Genomic DNA, 24071 nt, shown 5'->3' with positions numbered 1-24071 from the left:
CATGGCGCTAAGTTAAGCCAATAGCTTCAATTCAAAGACAATAAAATCAGATGGATAGCCATACATACAACAGGGTTTAAATGTCATGGTGCAAAAAAAACCTTATCAATGTGACAACATTCACTTATTTAAAAAAGCGTGTTTTTTCATTCTCTCTGATTAATGCTACAACTAATATATTGAAAAATAATAATTATCCGAAAACACAATATGAACGCTTAGCGAGTTGTGTCTTTTAAGGAATAAGGTTAATTCATGAAAAAGCAATTTTTAGCAGCCACTTTACCATTATTAATGTCGTTTTCAGTTGCCGCAGAAAGCACAGCAACTGACACTATAGCGACACAAAGCGAAAGCCACCCAGCAACACTCTCCAACGCTGATATTTCAGGGTTTCGAGTGGGCGCCGGCGTACTAAATCACGACTCAGATGATCTACTTGACGACGCAACAGGCTATGTCATTGAAGCAGGGTACGACATCAACAAGATTTTTGGCGTATCAGCTCGCTACTCGAATGCAACCTTCGATAACGACAATATTCAGAACCCATCAAAACTTCCTGGTGACGTTGAAATTTCAACATGGGGGCTATACTCAGATATCGGTTATACCCTGATTGGTAAAAACAACTTTGCTATAAAACCCTATGGTCTCGTTGGTGTTGAACGCATTAATGTTGTTACCGACTTAGGGAACGAAAACTTTGATGAGAGTGAATATGCATTTGCCATTGGTACAGGTGTTAGAGCAACATTTAATAAGCACTTTGTACTAGCAGCAGAATACAAATTTTCGTCGGTGGATGTACCTGAGTACCAAGATCTCGATCTCGATACCTTCTCACTCATCGTTAACTACAAGTTCTGATAACAGCGACAGCGCTGTGTGTTCAGCTTCTTCCGTTGAACACATCTGCGCTGTAATACCTCGATAAGTAAATCTTCAGGCAGGTTAAGAAACAAGATCGCTTAGCAGCCTACCCTATTGAAGTAATTGTATCTAAAGCATTCTTCATTTCGCACCTACCCTATACTTTCGTGTAGAATTGCGCTCTTAGCTTGTTAGAGGAGGATAATTATGCCACGCGTTAGCCAGGAAGTTGCGGCACAGACCCGCCAAAAAATCATCGATGCATCTTTTTCGTTATTAGTTGAACAGGGTAATGATGCGTTAACCTTCACTAAAATAGCCCAAGCCGCCAAAGTGAGTCGCTCTGGTATCAATGCCCATTTCAAGAAGAAATCAGAATTACTTGATGCACTCAAGCCGATGCTGAAAAAAGTGATTACAGATAAGCTCGACTTCACCAGTGGTAAGAAATTCTTTGATAGTTGGAAAGACGCCATCGATAACGATAGCTATTTTCGGAACGTGATCGCACACGCCAATGCCTTATGCAACGAAAAAGAAGGCGTTGCCGGATTAATTGAGCTAATTGGTGGGGATGATGAAAACCCAGAAGATCATATTTTAATGGCCATAGGCTACGCCGTTGTACATTGCGCAAAGTCAGGCGGTAAATCTGGCTGTTGCTCGTGATAGTTAACACCATTTATCTATAACACCCATATAGGGTGTATTTGATATTTATTCAATTAATATCAAAGATTTAAAAAGTGTGACCTGTAGCAAAAAACACCGAACCACGCTAAATAACAGGTTCAACACCAAACACAGCATGTTAAAACGTACTCCTTTATCCCCCCTATTGGAGTCATTACCATGCGTAAGTTAATCACCTTACTTTGTTTTACATTTATTTCCATGACAGCACACGCAAGCCCAACCTCCCAAGACCTTTTTAATACTATCAATCAACGATTAAGTTACATGGAAGATGTTGCCTTATTCAAAGCCTTGAACCACAAAGCCATTGAAGATTCCGCTCGTGAAGTCATGGTTGTCGATAAAGCCAAGGCAGCAGCTGCAGAAAAAGGACTGAAACCCGAGCAAGTAGAAAGCTTTTTTAAAGCACAAATTGCTGTCGCAAAAGCAATCCAATACCGCCATCGTGCAGACTGGCTATCACAACCAGCAGAGCGCCATCCCCGCGATCTTCAAACTGAAATTCGCCCAGCCTTAATCACACTCGGGGCTAAAATCACCCAGCAACTAGCAGATTATGTAAAAGAAAATGGCGAATTCACGCCTGATGATTTCGACACATTCAATAGCGCGATTACCGTAAAATACGTTACCGCTCGTGACAAGCAAATGCTTTTCCTTTCGTTAATGGAAATTAAGAACAACAGCTAGTTACAATCGTTTAATAATTTTCAGCATTAAAAAACCCAGCCTAAATTATCAGGCTGGGTAAAAAGAAAAGACTCAGTGGTTGCTACATATTACCAGTAAACACGAGCACCAATTGCATAGCGGCTCTCACCGTCTGCTGATGCAATACCGACGAAAGAATCAGATGCTTTGTTAGTGAAACCTAACGTATCACCGTCTGCATAGCTGTATTCAGCATAAACGCGTGCCCAGCTATTTAGGTGGTAATCAGAGCCTAGGTAGAAGTTTTTACCTTTACCATCTTCAAGCGTACTGTCATCAGCTTTCTGCGTAACATATTCAAAGCCAGTGTATGCTGTCGCATTATCAGCCCAACCGTATGTCGCACCTAAGCTATAAGCGTTTTCTTTAATTTTGTCTGCAGTATCTTTTTCATCAAGCGTTGCATTGTAATAAGTAAAGCCGATTAGTGCTGCGCCAAATGTGTACTCAACAGTACCTTCAAAGTAAGTATTTTGAAGATCATGCTTAGATTTTGATTTGTCTGCCAATGTCACTTCAAATGACTTATCGCGGTTTTGACCACCACCTACGTGTAGGTTAAAACCAGCAATGCTAGTACCCGCGTACAATTCAGCCAGCTCTTGATTTGAATCATCTTGATCAAGGCCGTAGTTGGCAGCAACCCAGAAGCTTTCACCGTCGTAGTTATATTTGATTAGTGAGTCGTGACGTGCGCCAGATAGTGTTGCATGGCGAAGACCTGTACCACCGAAGAAGTAAGAGTAATCAGCACCCCATACATCATCCGATACTACCCATTGGCGACCAAAAGAGAACTTACCAAAATCTGTTGCTACACCTGCAATGTGTAGGCGGTTTTTCATTACGTAGTCGCCTTTGCCTTGTAGGCCAAATTCAACTTTACCAAATACATCAACGCCTTCAGCGACTGTGTACTGTGCCGAAACACCTGCACGAGAAGAGCCAGCCCCAAGCGTGACTTCTTTATCTTCACTTTTTTTCAATTCGGTACGTAGTTGACCGTAAAAGTCGACGGATCCTTCGTCTGACTTATAAATTTCTGCCGCTGATGCCATGTTTGCAACAAGAAGAGAAGGGATTGCTACTGCTAGTAGTGTTTTTTTCATCATACTATCCTGTATTATTATTGTCCTTAATTGCACATTCTTTCCTGAATCTGCTGACAAAAAACTATCAGGAAAAAAATGCTGAGACAACAGCAAACAGCACAACAAAATCACAGATTATTAACAAACCAAAATATAAACTGAACAAAATGTACAGTTTCACCAACACTAAACTCGCAACATTTATTCAGCAATAATGAACAATAAACACACAAAAAAATAAGAATTCAAAGCACAAAACCCCATAAAACAAGACTTCAACCAAGCACATAAAAAACAACAACAAAGAATATAAAACCACAAAATAACACATAATAATTCATGGTGGTCTAATTGCTTTTTATAAAATAAAAGCCCTTCGATATGCTTTTTTGTTCTAGATAATTAACAAAATTTTTGAACTTTTTATTTTCGTTAAACTATGAAGCTCACATATCTATTCAACAAATATTCCAAATTAGCTTACTTTATCCCTTTTTAGATCGAGACGGTCCGTCCTTAGCAAGAAGCTAAACACGAGGACAGAGGTCACATTAGCATTGCAACAAGCTGCTCTACTGGTATAACATCAAACAAACAATTGACGACGATACGAATTTATATCGTTGTTACAGTAGCAATATACGAAAAGAATAAAGGCAAAATAATGACAACAATTCAACGTGAACAAACTAACCAACGCATGAGCAAGATTGTTAAACATGGCGATACGGTTTATTTATGTGGTCAAGTTGGTATTGCGGGTGAGAGCGTAGCAGATCAAACAAAAGAAGCACTACGCCGTGTTGAGACCTTATTAAATGAAGCAGGCAGTGATAAACACCACATGCTACAAGTGATTGTTTGGCTAGCTGATATGGCCGACTTCCAAGAAATGAATGAAGTATGGGACAACTGGATGCCTGAAGGCGATGCACCAGCACGTGCTTGCGGTGAAGCAAAACTTGCTCGCCCAGAATTAAAAGTAGAGTTGATTGTGACTGCAGCGCTTAAAGCAGAGTAATCTTCTCGATTTAGCATAAAAAAGAGGCCACTGATACAATATCAGTGGCCTCTTTTTTGAGTTTGGTAGCACTCGCTAAACAAGTATTACTCTGTATCTGTATCTTGACCCGGTATGAAGAGTGTTTTAGTTAAGCGTGCTAAATTGAACGCATCGACATAACCAGAATGCTGGCGACCTTCCCATTCAATACCTGCAATTTCCATCGCGGTACGCTGTCCACAGCGCTTTTTCTTTACATGTGGCTGCATGCGAAATAGCGTCGCAATATTGAGGTACTCTTCGAAAGGCACTTTCAACCCTTTCGCTTCACATTCCGCCCGCAAAATCTGATCGTCATGGCCCCAAGCGGCGTAAATTTTATGACGCCCACCAAACTTCTGTTCAATTGACTTTAATATTGTGGCCAATGGCTTACCATTTTTGGCAATCACCTCTGGTTTAATGCCTGTCAATTCGGTGCAGAAATAAGAGACTTCATCATGCTCAGGCAAAACGTAATGCTGGGCACGGCGCACAATATCGCCACTCTGGAGATCTAATTCAGCGACACCGATCTCTATGATTTCACCTGTTCGGGCTTTACGCTCATCATTCCAGCAACACATTTCAAGGTCAAAACAAACGATTCGGTTATAATTCATTATCTTTCCAGCATGGAGCAACTAACAGCCCGCTAGCATACCATTTTATGCATTTAACATCAGCTTACCGATAGCGAATACTCGTACCATTAAAAAGTGCCTGTGGGTTAGATAACCTAAGCAAGAGCAAACAGCGGCCTGCTTTATTCTTCTTTGGTGTGTTGAACAGAGAAAATGCACCTTATACGCCATTACTCTAGCCGTTCAGCCTTAATACAGCGTAGTCCATAGACAGCGTTGATCTGGCTTGAGGCTCGTGTGACAGCCATGTCATAGCATACGTCTTTTCTTACAAAGTCTAGATAAAGCTCTCCATATATCACGCCTATGGTTACGTCATCGCAGCCATATTCAATTAATATCTCCGAAATTCTTATCAGTTCTTGATCCGTATTCTCATTAAAATTTACCACTACTATTTGAAACTTATATGTCTCATATTCTTCATCATTAACAATCATCGTTTTTCCACAAACGAGCTCAACCGATCTTATGAACATACCAGGGTCATCATTCAAGAACATAGTATGAAAGTAGCCATCAATATTCAGTGAGTATTCTCCGCATAAATCATCATATACGAGCTTATAGTCAGTAAGATCTTCGTAGCACCTGATTATCTTATTGCACTCTAGTATAGAAAGAGAAAATGCATCCATTATATTATTGCGTTTCACTTTCCCATATTTTTTAATCATTGCCTCGATGAGTTTAAATGCCGATATATTCGTTCTCATTGTATCTCCATACCTAAGTAGATGCAGGCAGTCAGTAACTACAGGCTCTCTCTGATTTAGATTGATAGTAAGGTGTTTATTGACGAACAATATTTATTTTTGAGTGGTTACAACTCCAACTTCATCCGTATTAAGTTCTTCTATAACCATTCCAATTTTATTTTTTAAATCGCTCTCGTTCAGTAATATAGAAAGTGAACATAAAGCCGTTATTACAAGCATCAAAAGGTATATTGACTTCAATATAAAGTGCCTTTTCTTATTGAAATTTAAGAACATATTTTTGAAGAATAATCCCATAGCGACTCTAAAAAATATGTTCTTTTGTCTTTTACTCGACAGACGTTCATAACAAGGGCTTTTAGCTTAATGGATGATTACCATAGGCATTTTTGCGATCGTATCGTTAATAAAGCTATCTCTATCATGCTTGAGGTTGAAGTGAACAAAAGTCGTTTCAAAATTATCATCGTAGGTCAGTCTTTTAGCTAACCCCACAGCACCATAAGTGTTGAAGACAATCCAGTACTCAAGACGGCCATCAAGATCGTTATTGAATGCCGCTTTGTACTTAATGCTCTTACTTCCAATAGGCATATTACATTCAACGAACCCTAAGTTTTCATAGATCTCGGGCAAGTCTTGCTCAATGAAGTAGGCAATGAACGCCTTGGCCTCACCTGATAGCCCTTTTAAGTCAGAAATATGTGTGAATTCCATATTTTTAAACCTCTTAAATATATTGTTATAGTAAATAAATTTAATGGGATAAATATATAATCCTTTTAAACCAAAAATAATTCAACCATTGATTTTAAATAATATAGATTTCAGTTAAATTTGTTTATTGAATAAATAACAAAGATAGATACAATGTAGCTTTATTATTCAGCACGATGAGGCGTATAAGTTAAATTCATTAATTATATTGTTATTTAAACAATGATAACAAAGCAAAAATTAAACAAATCACATTTTTAATCAAAACATGAATTTTCTCGTTTAATAAAAGGCGGTTATATGGCTATTTATCATGATAAATTTATAGAAGCAATAATAGATAAATCAGGAAAAATAAGCACTTATGATATTATGAGCGTTTTTCCATTAGATGTAAAAAGAGCGAGTGAAATATTAAAGTTCTATTCGTTAAGAAATAGCGGGAGCATTGAATACAATGATATTGAACGATTATATAAAAAATCTGAAACATTCAAACCTTTATACCTAAATTGCCAACCTGATGAGGTCATTTACGCGGTTGAGTTATTATTCTAATCCTCCCCCTCTTTTCCTTGTCATGCTACAAGCATCGACAAGGAGTATCAGTGCAGAGAAACAACAGGCTATATTACAGGCTCCCCCATAATTTACTGCGTTATCGTTTTGTACTTAGACATAACAGTGGCATCTAAACAAGCAAAGCAGGATCACCGCTGTCACTAAGCCGGTCCAATCTGAAACAATAGCCACTAGCAACGGAAAGATGATCAAGGCAGTGATCAATCCCTCCGCTTTTGAATCACAGCATGGAAACGGGAGTGCTCATCGGGACGCTCTTCCAATACTATTCATCAGTCAATAGCACGTACAGGCTTAGCGGGTGCACCAACACACACGGTATTTGCTGGTAAATCTTTCGTAACAACGCTCCCAGCGCCAACCACCACATTGTCACCAATCGTTACACCAGGGCACACAGTAACGTTCGCACCTAACCAAACACAGTTACCTATAGTGATCGCCTTAGCAAACTCATCACCACTGGCACGCTCGGTTGGATTAAGTGGATGCCCAGCGGTTGCAATTACGACACTCGGTGCTAATAAGCAATCATCACCAAAGGTGACTGGCGCGCCATCAAGTATGGTGCAACCATGATTCGCGTAAAAACCTTTCCCTACTTTGATGTTATAGCCATAGTCACAATTAAATGGCGATTCTATCCACGCATCGGTTTCAACTGTTTCTTCTAAGGCAAGTAGCTGGTGGATCAGGGTTTGACGCCCTTCCCGATCAGTAGGACACGTTTGGTTTAATGTGAAGCAAATTGCTTTTGCACGCTCACGCTCAGCGACTAATTCAGGCTCAAATGCTTGATAAATATCACCCGTGAGCATTTTTTCTTTTTCAGTTTTCATTGCATCTCTGTCTTGTTAAAGGTGTAACTCACGCATTATCAAGTGTTTCCAGCTAAACGGAAGTGATCAGCAGAATAAAGAACAAAAATAGCTGTAAGAGTCACACTTGGTGTGAAGGTGAAGCGTACTAGCGCAGTAGAAAACCTAAATAGGCTAGGGAAAAGCCTTGAGAAGATACTTCATCTTGAGGGAAAGAGAAGAAGAAACGGAAATTAAAGGAAATAAAAAAGCTAAGCATAGCTTGCTTAGCTTTTCATTTATTTGGCGCTGTATCTAATCATTGTTGAATCACGCTTCCTAGGGTTAAATACACCGAGCTCTCACCACCTTCAGCATTGCCGTAAGCAAGGTAGACAGGCCCTAACACTGAATCAACCCCCACAAAGACGCTCCCTGCTGTGATCATACTGCTTGCTGAAATTTGGCTGTACTCATTCCAAACCCCACCTTTTTCAAAAGAACCGCCAATGTAAACTGGCGTCGAAAACGCGCCAAAATCATTGTCGAGCAACTGATAACGGTAAATTAACGCCCCTAGCGCACTGTAACGCCCGTTCAACTCATACTTGTGGTAACCCGATAAGTTAAATAGACCGCCAAGGTCTTGCGCAAAGACAGGTAAAAATTCTTTTGAATCAGCACCACCAATTTTCCCTAACCCAACCAGTGTATGACGATCGATATTAAACGGCTTTATCAAGCTCATGTTATAAACAAAAACATCATCTTCCGTGCTGTTGCCTTCAAACTGGCTCTCCGTCTGCATCACACTAAAATAAGCCGACACTTGCGTGCCACTTGTAGGAAAATACTGATTATCCAAATTATCTAAGTCGAATCGGGTATAAGGACCATGAGCATTGAAATCTTCCGTTAAGCCAAACGAGGATAAGGTAATATCCCCCGTTTGCCCCATGTATCCAAGGCTTAGCGCGCTCCACGGTGCTAAGTTAACCCCTAGCTCTGCCGATAGAATAGAACGCTGATACAGGCCATCTAGGCTACTGATACTAGGATCGATACTAAAATCAACATCAAGCTGTTCAGGTTTAAAACCACGCAGCTGACTATTAAATTCTAGTGCGACACTCGAAAAGTAGCGTTGCTCATAATCGAGCGGTAAATAAATTTCAGTTTTAAACGCTTTCCAGCTCCCCAATTCAGCCTCAAATACCCACTCTCCCCCTTTATCCGTGAGGTTGGTGTAGAGATACTGTGCACCAAAAGTGAAGTCTGAACGCTGAGAAAAATCATCTTCAAACGCAAATTTAAAGTTTAAATACCCCGGTCCCCATGACTTTTCAGTCACATCAACCACTAAAACAGTCTCATCATCTTGCTGTTTAATCTCGTAGGTGATTCGGGAAAAAATATCTTGCGTATTCAACCGATTAACAGCTTGCTCAAGCTCTTGGTTAGTCAATACACGCTTGGTATCAAGATCTAATAACGTCAGCAGGGCTTTATCACTTCGACCCGTTTGGTTTTTAAGCACAATGTTATCAATGTAATATGCCGATCTTGCCACCATTTGACTTCGACGATCTTGCTTGCGCCGCACATACTCCGCGTAATCCGCTTCGGATAATTGATGTGGTAGTAATTGAGGTAGTGCATCCGTTGCCACCTTACGACCCGCAAGGTAGGCACGAGTCATCTTGTCAAAATCAGGAGCTGTCATGAATGTCAGTGCAGGCTGAAGGTAAATATCATCTTCTGACATCAAGGCTTTCTGACGATCGGCACTGCTATTGGTCATGAAGGTAGTTAGCTGCGAGATAATCGTTAACGCACTGCCAAGCTTGTCATCTTCCATCAGAGGATCACGCAAATCGACCGCAATAATGACATCTGCCCCCATTTGCTGTGCAATATCCACAGGCATGTTGTTCACCACACCACCATCAACCAACCGATGCCCTTGCCACTCAATAGGCGTTAATGCACCAGGTACCGTCATTGAGGCTTGCATGGCCGTCGCTAGATTTCCAGAATCGATAACAACAGGCTCAACTTTCGCGATGTCTGTCGCCACACTGCGATAAGGGATCACTAAGTCATCAAAAGAAGATAAAACAGGCAAGTTATTGGTTAAGCCACGAAGCAGTATTGCCATGCCTTGCCCTTGGAAAGCCCCTGGCTTAACACGAAACTCCCCTTGTGGCGTCACCCCTAAATCGGTATGTAATTGAAAATTATCATTTTGCTGTTTACGCCGTAACACCAATTCGTTGCGAGTAGCACGATCGACATAACCGGATTGCCAGTTCGCAGCTAAGGTTTTTTGTTTCACCTCTTGCGCTGTCAGCCCTGTTGCGTACATGCCACCTACATAAGCGCCCATACTGGTGCCTGTGATCATGTCAACAGGGATGCGATTGGCTTCTAATACTTCAAGTACGCCAATATGAGCAGCGCCTTTCGCTCCCCCTCCACTGAGCACTAAACCGATTTGTTCTCGCTCAGCGGCCCAGCCCGTGCTACTAACCGCCAGTAACACAGCACAGGCTGCAAAATTAACTCGTTGTCGTATTGTATTATCCTTCACACTATCCCTTAGTGATTATACACCTTTAGCAACATCATCGAGGGCCATCAGCACTTGCTCGTTAATATGCCCTTCATGCACCAATTTACAGACTTTTCGGCGGACAGCCAGCCCTGAAATTAAACGTTCGATAGAAAGATGACGATCTTCTTGCTGGCTATTGTAAAGCTCTACGGTTTTACTCAACGTTTCATAGCTAACCACTTGATCAGACACACGTAGCCAATCAAGCTTCTCTAATAGCTCATGGCATTCATCAGAAACACTCGAAGCTGAGTGTCCAGTCATTGCAGATAATGCCGTGATACTGCGCTGGAGGGCTTCTGGTGAGGTGTACTTGGATAAGATGATCGTCAGCTCGTCTGCATTGATCTCAACTAAGTGTTTACGTAGCTTCACACGTCGACCTAAGCGGCCCTTAGTGCGCCCTTCTTTGCGTTGGATCGGTTCAAATTCACCATCGATGATCTGGGATAGCTGATCAAGTTCACGCTTGGGCAAGATCTCATTTCGCAATGGGTTTGGCATCGTAGGCGCCATGTTGCGCTTACCTTCATTGGTCGTCTTCGCACGCGAGTAACGGATCACTTCATCCGCATCACAGCGAATATCAATCTGATAATCGGTATAACGCTGATTGGCATCTTCCGGAAGGATCGTTAAGTGATAACCCCATAAATTGACAGCAAACACGCTATCGCTGACTTTATCATCTGCTAATTTACGTAACTCACGGATCAAATCAGATGAGAAACGGCGCCATTCAATATTGCGAGCTAATTTCTGATTCAGCTCACTCAGTAGCATCGAATCATTGACGCGACGCGACATGCGGCTTCGGAAGAAAGTGTACAGCTGGAATACCAAGGTATGCTGTCGCAAGATCTCTGGTGGGAACAAGAAGAAATAATCGCGCGTGAGCAGTTCATCGAAGAAAGACGGCTCCCACACTAAAATGTACAGATTGGGCTTGATCTTAATCTCACCGTTTTCACCTTCTTGCGGAGCTTCTTCTGATGCGGTGATCGTACGAGCAATAAAGCGAAAACGATCACTTTTAAACCCTTCTGGCATATTTTCACTGAGCCAACGTCCCGTTAGTTCATGTAACTGAAAATCAGTAAATTCAATACGATCAATACTTTCGCGAATAGAGTCGCGTGCAGGTCCACTGTCTTTTTTACCGCGTAAAGCCAAAATATCAGTGATATAAACTGGGGTCTTATTGCTTAAACTACGCGATTGGATCTCATAATCATCGATATGATGATCATGATATTGCACCGTCAGAGTAAACAAGGCAAATAAAGTCATAAGATCATCAACAGTCATGATCGACTTAGACGATCGAGTTTCAATGATCGCTTTAGTACCACTGATCGCAACCATCGCTTTTTGATAGCTTTTCTTCGTACGCGGTGGGGCAAGCGCCTGATCAATGATCCCGGCCCAGCTGGTGGGTGAAACAACAATTTGATCCGCTTCGTCAGGCATACTTGGTGGTGTACCAAGACCATGCTCAGTCAGTAAGCGACGATTAACATGATTCTGCGCCAATGCTTTTGAGCGTTTTTGTTTTTCTTGTTCTTTGCTTTGTTGCGAATGAAGACTACCCGTACCAAGCTGAGAAATTAACAAGGCTGGGTTAACAAAATGATGCAACATAGTCTTGCCTGCAAGCCCCTCTTCGAAGCGTACAGGTTGTTGTTTAAAAAGCCCAATACCAACAGCTGCGCGTAATCGTTGCTGAATCGCGGCTCGAGTTAATTGTCCTTCTGTCGCTTCAACTAACTCTGTGGTTGATACCATACCATCTTGGCAAGACAAGCCTCGAAGTGAAATGAGATTGAGCAGCTCAACAATACTTTTTGTGACCCCTTTGAAATGTTGATATTGAGGTAACCAATCGACAAGCCCTGCAGGGATCGCAAAAAGATGACCATCTTTGTGTGATCGTGGCAAAGAGATCAACACCTTCTCAACGGGATCGTTATTGTTGCCTGTTACGATTTTCATTTATCACTAGCCGTATATTCATCATTTTTCCGAAAGATTAATAGAAAAAGATTAAGAAAGAAAGTTCTTTTTATTGAAGCTCTTAAAATATGATCTTTATGTTTAAAAGTGATCTTTATGATTAAATGATTATATGATCAGGGCGCTGAAAAATCGCTAAAGCATTGAAAGTTAGGTATAAAAAAAAGGAGCCCAATGGAACGATGATCAAGATTTTCTAGGAAGTATGATCAAATAGAGCCAAGAACGATGATCATTGAGCACTTGGAGCGATGATCATGATTAGATTGAAAGCATGATCAATATCTAATTGAAACGATGATCATGGTTAAATAACAGTTTATCCACAGCTTATTATTCAGGGGCTGTTTAAAAAGCAACCACTTTCTTGTTGTTATCTCATTTTAGTCTTTAATTTCGCTTGGAAGCATGATCACCGTACTGCTTTTTGACTCTAAATTCACTTTTATTGCCAAAATAGGATTGGTCACGGGAGCTTTCCAATCTCAAAATACACAAATTGAATTTACACTGGCCGTAATTATTGGCTGGTATCCCATGTGTCCGCGCTCGGAGCCATGATCAAGTGATGAAATTTGTATTTCAATTTTCACTTTCTGGTCGCGAACGCCATTTTATTGTCTTTTTTAACATCTATTGAGACGCACAAAGCCTTATAGAAACTACACTGGCCGTAGTTCTGCCTCGATTTAGCATGCTTCCGTAGTTGAGCGGTAATTGAATTCGTTAACTTGATCATTGATCCGATCTTTTTTGCCGTTTTGTGATGGTATTCTGGTGCTTAAATGGCAATTTACAGCCTTGATCATCGTTGCGGTTATTTTGCTTGATCACTGGAACTATGATCAAGTGACTTTCATTTTACTTCCTGTATAGGTTAGCCCTCCCCTCTTTATTATTCTGTGAGCTCATTTACTTGGTGCTGATCAGTCTGAAATTAGTCTCTTTTACCAAAAACAGACTAATTTCATGCTGATTGTTGCAGTGATATAAATCGAACTGACACTCGCCGTAATTTCAACATCATTTATCACGCTTCCGAGTTTTTTTCTTATTTTGACCATATAAGCGTAATTTACATTGTAAAGGTGTGACGCTGTAACATTTTAATTGGTGCCCTAAAAGAGGGTGATTACGCAGTAGATTAAAATGAATGACGGTATTGATTGACGGGTTTTTACGAGTAAGACTGCTTTTTGACCTTAATAGAGTATTTGTTGGTAATGTTCAGCTTTTTATTGTTTGAGCTAAGTTTTGTTGTACAATAGAGGCAATGATATTTGATGGTGATTAAGTGATAATGAACAGGGAACAAACAATTCAAAACTTGCTCAATATTGCAGAGCAAACAAAACAGGTTCAAGCTGACCGTATTGAAATCGTTTTAGAAGAGCGTCGCGAAGAACATTTTCCGCCGATGTCAAAAGCATTAATGGAAACACGTTCTGGTCTGACTCGACGTAAGTTAGATGATGCAATTTCTAGAATGGAAGCGACGGGTCATCAATTTACCAAAAATAATGCTAACCACTACTCTATTACACTAGAAGAAGCGCATAAGTTAATGGATGCGGCGAAAAAGCCAGCATTTTATGAGCGTGAAGGTGCCGGTCGCAAACCTTGGGTTGTTAATGTACAAAACCAAAAAGGGGGAACTGGTAAGTCAATGACTGCGGTACATCTAGCGGCTTGTCTTGCATTAGATTTAGATAAGCGTTACCGCATTTGTTTAATTGACTTAGATCCACAGGGTTCACTGCGCCTCTTTCTTAACCCTCAGATCAGTGTTGGTCAACAGGAGACCATTTATTCCGCTGTTGATGTGATGTTAAACAATGTACCTGAAGGTCAAGAAATGGATAAAGATTTCTTGATGGATAATGTGGTGATGCCAACCCAATATCCAAACCTTAAGACAATTGCTGCTTTCCCTGAAGATGCTATGTTCAATGCAGATGCATGGCAAGACCTGGCGGTTAATCAAGATCTAGATATTGTTCGTTTGCTAAAAGAGCGTGTAATTGATCCGATCGCCGACGAATTTGACATGATCATGATAGATACTGGTCCACACATTGACCCGTTAGTTTGGAATGCAATGTACGCATCGAACGCGCTGATCATTCCATGTGCAGCGAAGCGTCTTGACTGGGCTTCAACGGTTAACTTCTTCCAGCATTTACCAACCGTCTATGAAATGTTCCCAGAAGAATGGCATGGCCTTGAGTTTATTCGTTTGATGCCAACCATGTTTGAAGATGATAATAAAAAACAAGTCTCGGTGCTTACTGAAATGAATTACTTACTTCGTGAGCAGGTCATGATGGCGACAGTACCGCGTAGCCGTGCCTTTGAGACTTGTGCGGATACTTACAGTACTGTTTTTGACCTTACAGCGGCTGAATTCGAAGGTGGCAAGAAAACATTGTCTACTGCCCAAGATGCGATTCAACGTGTCGGCTTAGAGCTAGAACGTGTGATGCACAGCCACTGGGCAAACCTGAATAAGGAGGCATAGTCGAATGGCTATAAAAACAACAGATTTAAATGCCCGTTTATTTGGTAAAGCAGATAAACGTCGTGCAACCAATGTTGTTGAAGCGCAAAAAGCGGCACAGGATAAAGCTGCTGTCATTGAGTTAGCCGTTGCGGGTGAGGATACCGTCGCCTTTGAGTTGATCAAAGTGAATGCTGACAAGGTGCGCCAACAGACGCAAGTTTTCGCTGAAAATGCGCGTGAACAAGCATTCCTTAATGAGCATGCGCTGGCTGATATTTTGACGACATTGAAAGATCGTGGTCAGCAATATCCTGCGGTCGGGCGTTGGTTAGATGATGGTCGTATTGAAGTTTTAGACGGTAGTCGCCGTCGCATGTCATGTATTTTGGCGGAAAAAGACTTCTTAATTTATGTTGCAAAAGGCATTAACAGTGAACACGCGAAATTCCTGTCTGATGTTGCGAATGCGCATAAACCATTATCTTTATATGAGCGTGGCAAAGAGATGCAACTCTTGCTAGAGCAAGGCAAAGTTGATGATCAAAAGGAACTTGCTAAATACTGTCAGTGCAGTGAAGCTTTGGTCAGTGGTGCGTTAAAAGCGGCGAGTTTACCGATGGAATTATTGATGGCTTACCCAAGCGTCAGTGAACTCGGTCGCCCGACCATAGTTAAACTACATCGCTTGTATTACGGCCTTGCTCAGGCTGATCAAGAGCAGTTGATTAACCAACTTGCAGCGAACGATGCCCCATTATGGCAAACCATGGACGTGCAAGGTATTGCGCGAATTACCCGTGAAGTGACCATGGTATTAGAGGGAATGGGCGAGACCATTAAGCCTCGTGTTGTGGTTGAAAAGCCTAAGCAGCAAGAGCTGATCAAAGGCAAAGTCAGCTTTTTGCGCGATGAAGATAAGCTGCAGTTAAAAATGAAAAAATTATCGAGTAAGCAAGTGGATGATATCTTGGCTTACATCGGTGACTACTTGAAGTAGTAAAGCAAGATTGCATTTTTGAACCACGCTTTTTAGCGTGGTTTTTTTTGATTTGAAGTTAGCGTGCTATGATCGACAGGTTCATATTTACTGAGTGTTATCATGGCCAAGCCGCAACATTATTCTACCCGAATCATCTCTGTTCTTCACCGTTGTCATCACCGTGCCCTTGTTGTATTGGAAGGTGATCTCACTTGGCAGCTTAGCCAAGTGAGTAGCTTTGCTGAACATTATCACGCACCTTTGTGGCTGGGTAATCAAGCTGAGCTAGGCATTACATCTGTGAATGCAAAAAAAGCGAAAAACTGGTTAGGCCAAGAAGTTGATTGCTTAGTTGTCGATGCCAACCAAGACTTTTTCCCTGATGCATTCGGCATGCTTTCTGGCACAGTTGTTGGTGGTGGGGTGGTGCTTTTATTAGTTGCACCTCCAGGAGAGGATGAAGATAAACCATCTTGGCAGTGGCTTCGTCATCAGTTTGTGCGCAATGACTGCTTTCATATCAAGCAAGCTGAGTGTCTGTCTCTTGCTACAGTGAATGACGATAAAACGGGTTGTCCACAGCACAGTGGATTGGCCAATCTTCCGCTGCAATTGGAGCATCAAGTAAAGCGTTTTGAAGACATTGCTGCCGACTCGGTTGTTCAACGTGAGAGTCATGGCTTAACTTTTGGCTGTATCACACAAGATCAAGTTTGCGCCGTTGAAGCAATCAGAAAAGTGGTACTAGGTCACCGCAAACGCCCTTTAGTTTTAACGGCTGATAGAGGACGCGGAAAATCTTCGGCGTTAGGATTGGCTGCCGCCAGCTTAATGCTTGAGCGTGATATTAAGATTGTGGTGACAGCTCCGAGTTTTGCAACGGTTGATACCCTGTTCGCACATACTCGAAATCAACTCAATCTCCAAGGTGGTGCGCTTCAATCTTCTTCTGCAATGGCGTTAATTTGGAACAAAAGCTCACTCCAATTTGTGGCTCCGGATCGCTTACTTGAACAAGAGATTGAGTGCGACTTTCTCATCGTTGATGAAGCTGCCGCTATTCCATCGCCCTTACTTGTTGGGCTACTTTCTCGTTATAACCGCATTGCTTTTGCCAGTACTATACATGGCTATGAAGGCACGGGGCGAGGTTTTGCCATCAAGTTTCGCGGTTACCTTGATAAATTAATGCCACAATGGCGAGAGCTTCATATTAAACAAGCCGTTCGGTGGGCCGAGTTAGATCCGCTCGAGTGTTGGGTCTTTGAGACGTTGTTATTAAATGCTGAGATGACGCCACTCGCCATTACTGACACATCATTGAGTGTGAACAGTGAAGCCAGAAAATGCAGCCAAATGCTGACGAATACGATCAGCTATCATTTAGTTACTACGGCAGAATTATTAGCAAATCCAAGCCAGTTAATCCAAATTTTTGGTTTGTTGATTAACGCACACTACCAAACATCGCCAGCTGATTTTTTTCAAATACTTGATGATGATGCACTGCTTGTGTGGGTCGCTCGTTATGAGAATAAAGTGGTTGGTTGTTGTTTGCTGTCAGTGGAAGGTCAATTTTCATCTGAGCTGGCGCAGCAAGTGATGTTAGGGCAACGTCGTCCAAAAGGACATTTATTACCACAATCAATTGCGGCCCATATTGGGTTAGCGAAAGCAGCTGCTCAGCTAGCCGGTCGTATTCAGCGTATTGCGGTTCACCCTTCATTATGGCGCAATAAAGTTGGCCAGCAATTATTAGTGCAGGTGGCGGACTGGGCCAATGAGCAGAACTTTGATTATCTAGGCACGAGTTTTGGTGTTGCTCAGGAGTTAGTTGGTTTTTGGCAGTATTCAGGTTTTTCAGTTATCCGTCTTGGTGTCACTAAAGATGCAGCCAGTGGCTGTTATTCTGCTTTGGCTGTAAAGCCATTATCGCCGTTGTCGCAGTCTTGGTTCCGAGATGCTCAAGTATTATTTAGTCTTAATTTTCATGCCCAGTGCCAAGAACAATTTTCTGATCTGGATGTCGCAACATTGAGGGCCTTGTATCGCGTTGCCGATCCGTTATCTAGTTCGAATCGAGTGACGAATGAGGCGTTGGTTTTTCAGCAGCTCTCAACCTATGTTAGTGGTGGACTTGGATATGATACTGCGGTTGGTAGTTTAGAGTGGTTAGTAAAACGTTGGTTGACACATACTATGCACGATTCCGCTATCCAAGAGGAAGCACGTATAGACGAGGTACTTGTGATTAATAAAATTATTCAAAAGCATACTTGGTCAAGCATCATTAACGAGCATCATTTTGTTGGGCGTAAGCAAGCTGAAGCAGCCCTGCGTGAACAGGTTTCGAGATTGCTGCGTTCATTTCATTTACCAGATAACACTTAAAGAAGGAATTTATGAAATTATCGGTTGATACACATACCCATACTATTTCAAGTGGTCATGCTTACAGTACGGTATTAGAAAATGCATACGCAGCAGCACAGCGTGGCTTGTCGCTAATGTGTGTAACAGATCATGCACCAACAATGCCTGGTGCTCCGCACTTTTGGCATTTTGCTAACCAACGGGTGCTGCCTCGATTTTTGCATGGTGTTGGCGTGATTCGCGGCGTTGAAACCAACATCCTCAATACCGATGGTGAGATTGATATGGATGTGCGCATTCTTGATATGTTGGATTGGGTGATTGCTAGCTTCCATGAGCCGATTTTCCACCCAGCAGATAAGCAGCAACATACGTTAGCTTTGGTGAAGGCCATCGAGTCGGGCCGCATTGATGCTGTTGGTCACCCTGGAAACCCTAATTTTGACTTTGATTATGAAACGGTTGTCCGTACGGCGGCAAAACATAACGTAGTGTTAGAAATTAATAACTCATCACTCTGTGGTTCACGCGCGGGCAGCGAAAAGCGTTGTGAAGATATTGCTGCTTGTATTAAGGAATTTGGCGGGCGTATAACAACGGGGTCTGATGCACATTTCGCGTATGATGTCGGAAATTTTGAGCATGTGAAGCAGTTACTTAATAAAGTCGCTTTTCCTACTGAGCAAGTCGTAACCCACACTCCTGCTACCTTCCTTCGTTTTCTCCAAGAACGAGGTCGTCAACCGATTGAAGCCTTCGCTGCCCTCTACTAATTTTGATATTTACAGTGTAAATTCGACGATTGATTTACACTGTAAATAACCAACCAAAGCTCCACCTCATTATTCAAATTATTCTCTTCAGCAACTTTGGTCTAGAGTTAACAATACTCGATTATGATTCGTACATAAATAAAACCGCTGAATGACTTTCAACGGTTGCTGACCTTTTTAATTATAAAGCAGGGGGAGGAGGATGAGCTTAATTAGGATAACGAGCAAAGCCGTTGCGCTGTTTGTAACATCCCCATACCGTCAGATATCAGATGATATGTTATTGCTTGAGCCTACAGGCTGTGTGGCGAGGCTAATCAAAGAGCCATCAACCGCTGGTGAGCTTGGTAGGCTTGGATTAAGGGTGCGAGTGACCCAAGTCGGTAAGGCGTGCTTAGCAATTGAATCTGTCATTCCTGTTGATCTGAATGCTGAGTATCAACTCTCGTTATTTAAACTGGGCCAAATTTATGGAATGATTGCCGAGCTGATTCAAAGCCCGTCTGGTAGTTATTGCTATTTATTTAAAATGAATAAAATGTTTGATGAAGTCCAATTACGTGACTTTTATTAATGCTTTAATTTATAACGAGAATGATTATTATTTAATGTTTAGAGTAAAAAAAAGCCTCTCAATATGAGAGGCAATAAATAGGACAAAGTGACGGCCGTAATCGGGGGAATGCCATCACTTTACTCAGAAGTTAGCCCTAGATTAGATAACTTATACATTGCCATTTACATGCCAACTTTTAGAATCTAACGATATAAAAATATAACCCTTTATTTTTAGGTGGTTACGAATTTACTCTGTAGCTGTTAATACAGGTGTTTGTTTTATCATGGGTATAATCCCACCCATAATGTGACTTTGTGTGTGGGGGAATACACCCAAAAAAGGGTGGTGACATAGAGGGATTGCCGGGGTAAGAACATAAACCTTAACATTTATTTGATGAGACCTAGACGACGTTCTTTAAGGATATCGCTATTAACCTGATCCCAAATAAGTAAAATGAACTATGAATGATAATCAGCGATAAATGATTGTTTTTACGGGTAGAGTAAAAGGAGTTCTCTATGTCCCAATCGCTCCTGAAGCTGAGCAAAGATAATAATGCGATTTCTATTCATGCCCACCCCTTGCTTGAAGTGACTTCACTTGTTGAGCGTACCGACATATATCAAGAACTTTCTTCGCAACATGGCAACGACCTTTTTTTGTTTGAAAGTGCCATAGACTCTGCCATCGCAATCCTGAATGCTGATAAACACCTTAGCCCGCAATCTATTGTGATTGCTGAGCGCAGAGATGCATCCCTTATTGTTAAAACTGCAAAAAATAACATGTCAGCTTCAATTACAGTGATTGGTGCTTATGGCGGGCAAGATATTGATGGTGCAGCATTAATATCAGCACTAAAGCAAAATAATATTGTAAAAGGTGTGCGTAAAAACTTACTTCAAACCTTACTGACTAAATCACATCTGCTTGGCCCTGGTGAAAAAATCACAATGCAGGTAGCTTTAGGACGGCTACCACAGCATGGTGATGATAGCGCTTTTGAGCCTTTGGTTGATGACATGAGCTTGCGCGTTTTGACGCCTCGTAAGCTTGACCATGACAAAGTTGATATGCGTGACTTAGGTGAATTGTGTAGTGTTGCGCAGGGACAGTCTCTGATGCGCCGCATTCGAGCCACAGCTGGTGTCGACGGTTATAGCGTGTTGGGTGAAGTGCTTCCTGCCAAGGCGGGCGAGGATAAGCCATTTTCACTCTACGATGGTGCTGCAATCAGTGATTACGATGAGGATATACTCATTGCAACGCAATCTGGTGTACCTATTATCAAAAAAAATGGTGTCCAAGTTGATGATGCACTTGTCGTTAAAGATGTCAGTCCGACAACTGGGCATGTGAATTTTGATGGCAGTGTTGTTATTCAAGGTGATGTTAAACCGGGTATGAAGGTGACAGTATCGGGATCTGTGACTGTATTAGGTTTTGTTGAGCTTGCTGAGTTAGAGGCTGGAGCTGACATTATCGTAGCTAAAGGCATTTTGGGTAAGCAATCAGCAGCAGATTCTGAATTTGCTTGCACCATTAGAGCAGGTGGAAAAATAACAAGTAAGTTTGCTCAATATACGTTACTTGATGCAAAAGATGATATCAGCCTGAGCCACCATGCTTTGCATTGCCATATTACAACTCGAGGCAAGTTGTCTGTGGTTGATGAGACTAAGCGTTATGGCACATTGAGCGGAGGGTATGCTTCGGTTGGTTATAGCGTCCATGCATTGAATATCGGGGCGCTGGCAGGAACGGCGACATCGATATGCGCCTTTACTAATTTTGAGCATTTGAGAAAGCAAATCAGCGAGACCAGTCGTCTATGGGAAGAAGAAAAGGACCATTTATCTCAGATGCGTGAAGCGCAAATTAAGCTACTTAAAATCCCAACCCATAAGCGCCCCCCCGAACTTGTTAATAAAGTGATAGAGAGCCATCGTCTTCACAGTGCTAATCTAATCAAGCACAAAGCCAGCTACGATAAGTTCAAAGAAGAATACCTTGATGTGTTGTCACAGGTTAGCATCACGGCTATTAAGTGCATCAATGCTGGGGTGAATTGCCAACTAGAAAAATACGCTTTGCCAGTTTCACAGGAACACGGACCGACCGTAATCCGAATTCGAGAGCAAGGTATTGAGTTGAAGCCTCTATAACTTTACATTGTAAATAGCTCGTTAGCGGGTTTTGGATTGTTGGTTCAACGAAATTTACACTGTAAATAAATGCCCTTTCTTTCTGCTCTTCATAACATGCCTCTTCGCTTTACACTGTAAATGTGATTCTTAATCATGGTGCTGAGCCAAATTTTTAGCCCGAGTTACTTGGCGCTCGATAATAAATCCTTGAAAACCACTCACGAAAAGTTCGGACAATCGCTCTAGCTGCGTTTCAGTTTCGACTCGTGTTGCGATCGTTTCGATGCCCAGACTGTGTGCTGTCCGCGAAATAGAAGTCAGCACTGCTGATTGTGCAGGATTATTTAATTGCATCGTAAAAGCAAAATCGATTTTTACGTAAGCGGGTTTGAAATCATTCAGATATTCAAGTGACTTAAAATGGCGGCCAAAGTTATCGATGCCAAAGCGAACATCAAACCGCTTGAGTAACTGACAGAGCAGCTGCGTCATATCCGTTCCTTCGATAAAACATCCTTCTTGGATCTCAAAAAATAAACGTTTACAGATAAGCGGGTGGTAGGGAAGCAATTCATGTAGCCAGCGGTGAAACGCGGGATCTTGCACGCTGCTCCGCGTTAGGTTGATGGCCAGTGGCGGAAGCTGGCGGTCTGCTTGCAGTTGTTTTACACAAGCCGTAATTACATGTTTATCAAATTGTGCCCCTTGGCTGAGTTCGTCTAAAGCACCAACAAACTGGTTTGCAGTGATAAGGTCATCATGGCGCTGGATAGTACTAAAAACTTCTTGGTGATAGACCTGGTTGTTTTGCATTAATACGGGTTGATAATGGAAATGGATCTGCTGATTGCGTATTGCTGAAAGCACTAGCTCTTTCCAATATTGTTTGCCTTTATTATGAATGCTGCCTTCACCCTCAGATTGAGCGATAGGCTTGGCAGGCGATTGCGCTGCTGCTATGACTGCATTGTCTAATTGCGCTAATAGCTGGCTAGCAGACGCCGTATTCTCTGAAATCGCTAATCCAATCGTGATACCAAGCGGTGTATTAAAAGGCTTAGTTAAAGGCATGAGCGCCCCCAGAATCCGTTCTGCCAAAGCGTGCAATTTCTCTTGTTGTATTTGCGGTAACAATACAGCGAACTCTGTTTTCGATATGCGACCTAGCGTGCTGTTACTGTGAGTGATTGTTTGGTTTAGCGCCTGTGCTATTTCTCTGATCAGGTGGTCACCCTGTTGATAATTTTTGTAGCGATAACTATGGTTAATCACTCTGGCTTGAATCAGGATTAAACCCCCTTGCTCTTCTTTTGTTAGCCAAGCATCTAATTGATTTAAAAAATACTCTCTATTACCAAGCTGTGAGATAGGATCTCGGTAAGCCTTCTCTCGTAAATGAGCGGCTTCTTTTGCTTGAATGCGAAAATGACTCTCAAGTTGATGCGCGAGAGAGCTGTAGCTTGCATGGAGCTGGTTGAGATCTTGATAGCGTGTACGGGATGGTGGGTTAGCTTGATGATTTTTCTCGAGTTGCTGAGCATGTACGACTAAGCGTTGAAAAGGCGCGAAAGCCAGTCGTAGTAAGAAAAAAATCACAAGGGTATAGCCAGTAAATATGGCACTCGCTTCGATAAAAAGCTGTTTAGTGTAGAGCCATAATTTGTCTGATAGCCATTTCTCATTATTCGATATGGTCACGACCACAGTGTCTGTGGCTAAGTTGATGCTATGAGTTTGCGAATAACTGTCATCGCCAAAGATTGCTATAAACCAAGCAGGGGCGGTTGATTTTGTTTGCGATGTCGAGATTGTTAAAGATTGCTGTTGTGTGTTGGTCGGTGCAATGACAATAGTTTGGTAATCATAAGGGTGTAGCTGCATGGTTAAAAAGGCAGAAAGCGCGACAAGGCTTGTATCGTAATGCTGGCGAGGCAGCAGTGAAAAGTCCTGAGAAAGGGCATGTTTGATATGCTGCTGCTGGGCATGCTTTGTCCCATTTTGTAAGGCGAGGAAACGTGTTACAGACATCAAGATAACCAAAGATAGACCTGTGATTATGGTGATGCGAAATAAATTCTTAAATAGTGTCATAGCACGCGCCTGACCGAGAAGTTGAGTAAAGATAGACGTAAACAAAAATCTATCAGAGCAACGCCATTAAGCAGATAGAGGCTTGGCCTAGGAGTACTAATTTGCGAGGTGGGTAGAGGTGGATTCTGAAAACGCCACCGTGTTTAC

Annotated in this window: 19 protein-coding genes; 11 read left to right on the top strand and 8 right to left on the bottom strand. The window is 41.9% G+C overall.

The window, feature by feature from the left end; genetic code table 11:
* Positions 1–255 precede the first annotated feature (255 nt).
* From OCU77_RS22990 to OCU77_RS22980, 3 genes are all read left to right on the top strand, one after another.
* Positions 256–870 carry a porin family protein gene (locus OCU77_RS22990; RefSeq protein ID WP_048897352.1) on the top strand — a complete coding sequence of 205 codons (615 nt, stop codon included), beginning with the start codon at positions 256–258 and terminating at the stop codon, positions 868–870.
* A gap of 210 nt (positions 871–1080) precedes the next feature.
* A complete protein-coding gene (locus OCU77_RS22985) occupies positions 1081–1542 on the top strand; it encodes a TetR/AcrR family transcriptional regulator (RefSeq protein ID WP_048897353.1) in 462 nt (153 codons plus the stop codon).
* A gap of 183 nt (positions 1543–1725) precedes the next feature.
* Positions 1726–2259, top strand: a complete 534-nt coding sequence (locus tag OCU77_RS22980) for a chorismate mutase (protein ID WP_048897354.1) — start codon at positions 1726–1728, stop codon at positions 2257–2259.
* Positions 2260–2348: 89 nt separating this feature from the next.
* Here OCU77_RS22980 and OCU77_RS22975 read toward each other — a convergent pair whose 3' ends face one another.
* On the bottom strand, positions 2349–3389 hold the full coding sequence (locus OCU77_RS22975; protein WP_048897355.1) for a porin: 1041 nt from the start codon (positions 3387–3389) through the stop codon (positions 2349–2351).
* Positions 3390–4035: 646 nt separating this feature from the next.
* Here OCU77_RS22975 and OCU77_RS22970 point away from each other — a divergent pair.
* Positions 4036–4392 (top strand): RidA family protein, encoded by a 357-nt coding sequence (locus tag OCU77_RS22970; RefSeq protein WP_048897356.1) that lies wholly within the window; start codon positions 4036–4038, stop codon positions 4390–4392.
* Between the two features lie 86 nt (positions 4393–4478).
* On the opposite strand, the gene OCU77_RS22965 is transcribed toward OCU77_RS22970, so the two are convergent.
* The 3 genes from OCU77_RS22965 to OCU77_RS22955 all read right to left on the bottom strand — a co-directional run bounded on the left by OCU77_RS22965 (position 4479) and on the right by OCU77_RS22955 (position 6493).
* Positions 4479–5036, bottom strand: coding sequence for a 3'-5' exonuclease (locus tag OCU77_RS22965; protein WP_048897357.1), 558 nt, complete (start codon positions 5034–5036; stop codon positions 4479–4481).
* A gap of 191 nt (positions 5037–5227) precedes the next feature.
* Entirely contained in the window at positions 5228–5773 is a 546-nt protein-coding gene (locus OCU77_RS22960) for a hypothetical protein (protein ID WP_048897358.1), read from the bottom strand.
* Positions 5774–6139: 366 nt separating this feature from the next.
* Positions 6140–6493: a hypothetical protein gene (locus tag OCU77_RS22955; RefSeq protein ID WP_107302550.1), complete on the bottom strand. Its 354-nt coding sequence runs from the start codon at positions 6491–6493 to the stop codon at positions 6140–6142.
* 300 nt (positions 6494–6793) lie between these two features.
* Here OCU77_RS22955 and OCU77_RS22950 point away from each other — a divergent pair, with 300 nt between their 5' ends.
* Entirely contained in the window at positions 6794–7051 is a 258-nt protein-coding gene (locus OCU77_RS22950) for a hypothetical protein (protein ID WP_048897361.1), read from the top strand.
* A gap of 296 nt (positions 7052–7347) precedes the next feature.
* Here the strand turns inward: OCU77_RS22950 and OCU77_RS22945 are convergent, their stop codons facing one another.
* From OCU77_RS22945 to OCU77_RS22935, 3 genes are all read right to left on the bottom strand, one after another.
* Positions 7348–7914: a sugar O-acetyltransferase gene (locus OCU77_RS22945; protein WP_048897362.1), complete on the bottom strand. Its 567-nt coding sequence runs from the start codon at positions 7912–7914 to the stop codon at positions 7348–7350.
* 277 nt (positions 7915–8191) lie between these two features.
* On the bottom strand, positions 8192–10462 hold the full coding sequence (locus tag OCU77_RS22940) for a patatin-like phospholipase family protein (protein ID WP_053111742.1): 2271 nt from the start codon (positions 10460–10462) through the stop codon (positions 8192–8194).
* Positions 10463–10477: 15 nt separating this feature from the next.
* Positions 10478–12478, bottom strand: a complete 2001-nt coding sequence (locus OCU77_RS22935) for a replication initiator protein RctB domain-containing protein (protein ID WP_048897363.1) — start codon at positions 12476–12478, stop codon at positions 10478–10480.
* A gap of 1321 nt (positions 12479–13799) precedes the next feature.
* On the opposite strand from OCU77_RS22935, the gene OCU77_RS22930 reads away from it, so the two are divergent.
* The 6 genes from OCU77_RS22930 to OCU77_RS22905 all read left to right on the top strand — a co-directional run bounded on the left by OCU77_RS22930 (position 13800) and on the right by OCU77_RS22905 (position 21851).
* Positions 13800–15017 (top strand): AAA family ATPase, encoded by a 1218-nt coding sequence (locus OCU77_RS22930; RefSeq protein WP_048897364.1) that lies wholly within the window; start codon positions 13800–13802, stop codon positions 15015–15017.
* A gap of 4 nt (positions 15018–15021) precedes the next feature.
* Positions 15022–15996 (top strand): ParB/RepB/Spo0J family partition protein, encoded by a 975-nt coding sequence (locus OCU77_RS22925; protein WP_048897365.1) that lies wholly within the window; start codon positions 15022–15024, stop codon positions 15994–15996.
* A gap of 102 nt (positions 15997–16098) precedes the next feature.
* On the top strand, positions 16099–18369 hold the full coding sequence (locus tag OCU77_RS22920) for a tRNA(Met) cytidine acetyltransferase TmcA (RefSeq protein WP_107302551.1): 2271 nt from the start codon (positions 16099–16101) through the stop codon (positions 18367–18369).
* Positions 18370–18380: 11 nt separating this feature from the next.
* On the top strand, positions 18381–19124 hold the full coding sequence (locus tag OCU77_RS22915) for a phosphatase (protein ID WP_048897369.1): 744 nt from the start codon (positions 18381–18383) through the stop codon (positions 19122–19124).
* Between the two features lie 202 nt (positions 19125–19326).
* A complete protein-coding gene (locus OCU77_RS22910) occupies positions 19327–19698 on the top strand; it encodes a hypothetical protein (protein ID WP_048897370.1) in 372 nt (123 codons plus the stop codon).
* A gap of 506 nt (positions 19699–20204) precedes the next feature.
* Complete coding sequence (locus OCU77_RS22905) at positions 20205–21851, top strand: DUF342 domain-containing protein (protein WP_107302552.1); 1647 nt, start codon at positions 20205–20207, stop codon at positions 21849–21851.
* 129 nt (positions 21852–21980) lie between these two features.
* Here the strand turns inward: OCU77_RS22905 and OCU77_RS22900 are convergent, their stop codons facing one another.
* Positions 21981–23924, bottom strand: a complete 1944-nt coding sequence (locus OCU77_RS22900) for an EAL domain-containing protein (protein ID WP_048897373.1) — start codon at positions 23922–23924, stop codon at positions 21981–21983.
* Positions 23925–24071: the final 147 nt, after the last annotated feature.

The organism is Photobacterium swingsii (genome assembly GCF_024346715.1).
Classification (GTDB): domain Bacteria; phylum Pseudomonadota; class Gammaproteobacteria; order Enterobacterales; family Vibrionaceae; genus Photobacterium; species Photobacterium swingsii.
This window is presented reverse-complemented; position numbering and strand designations above follow the sequence as displayed.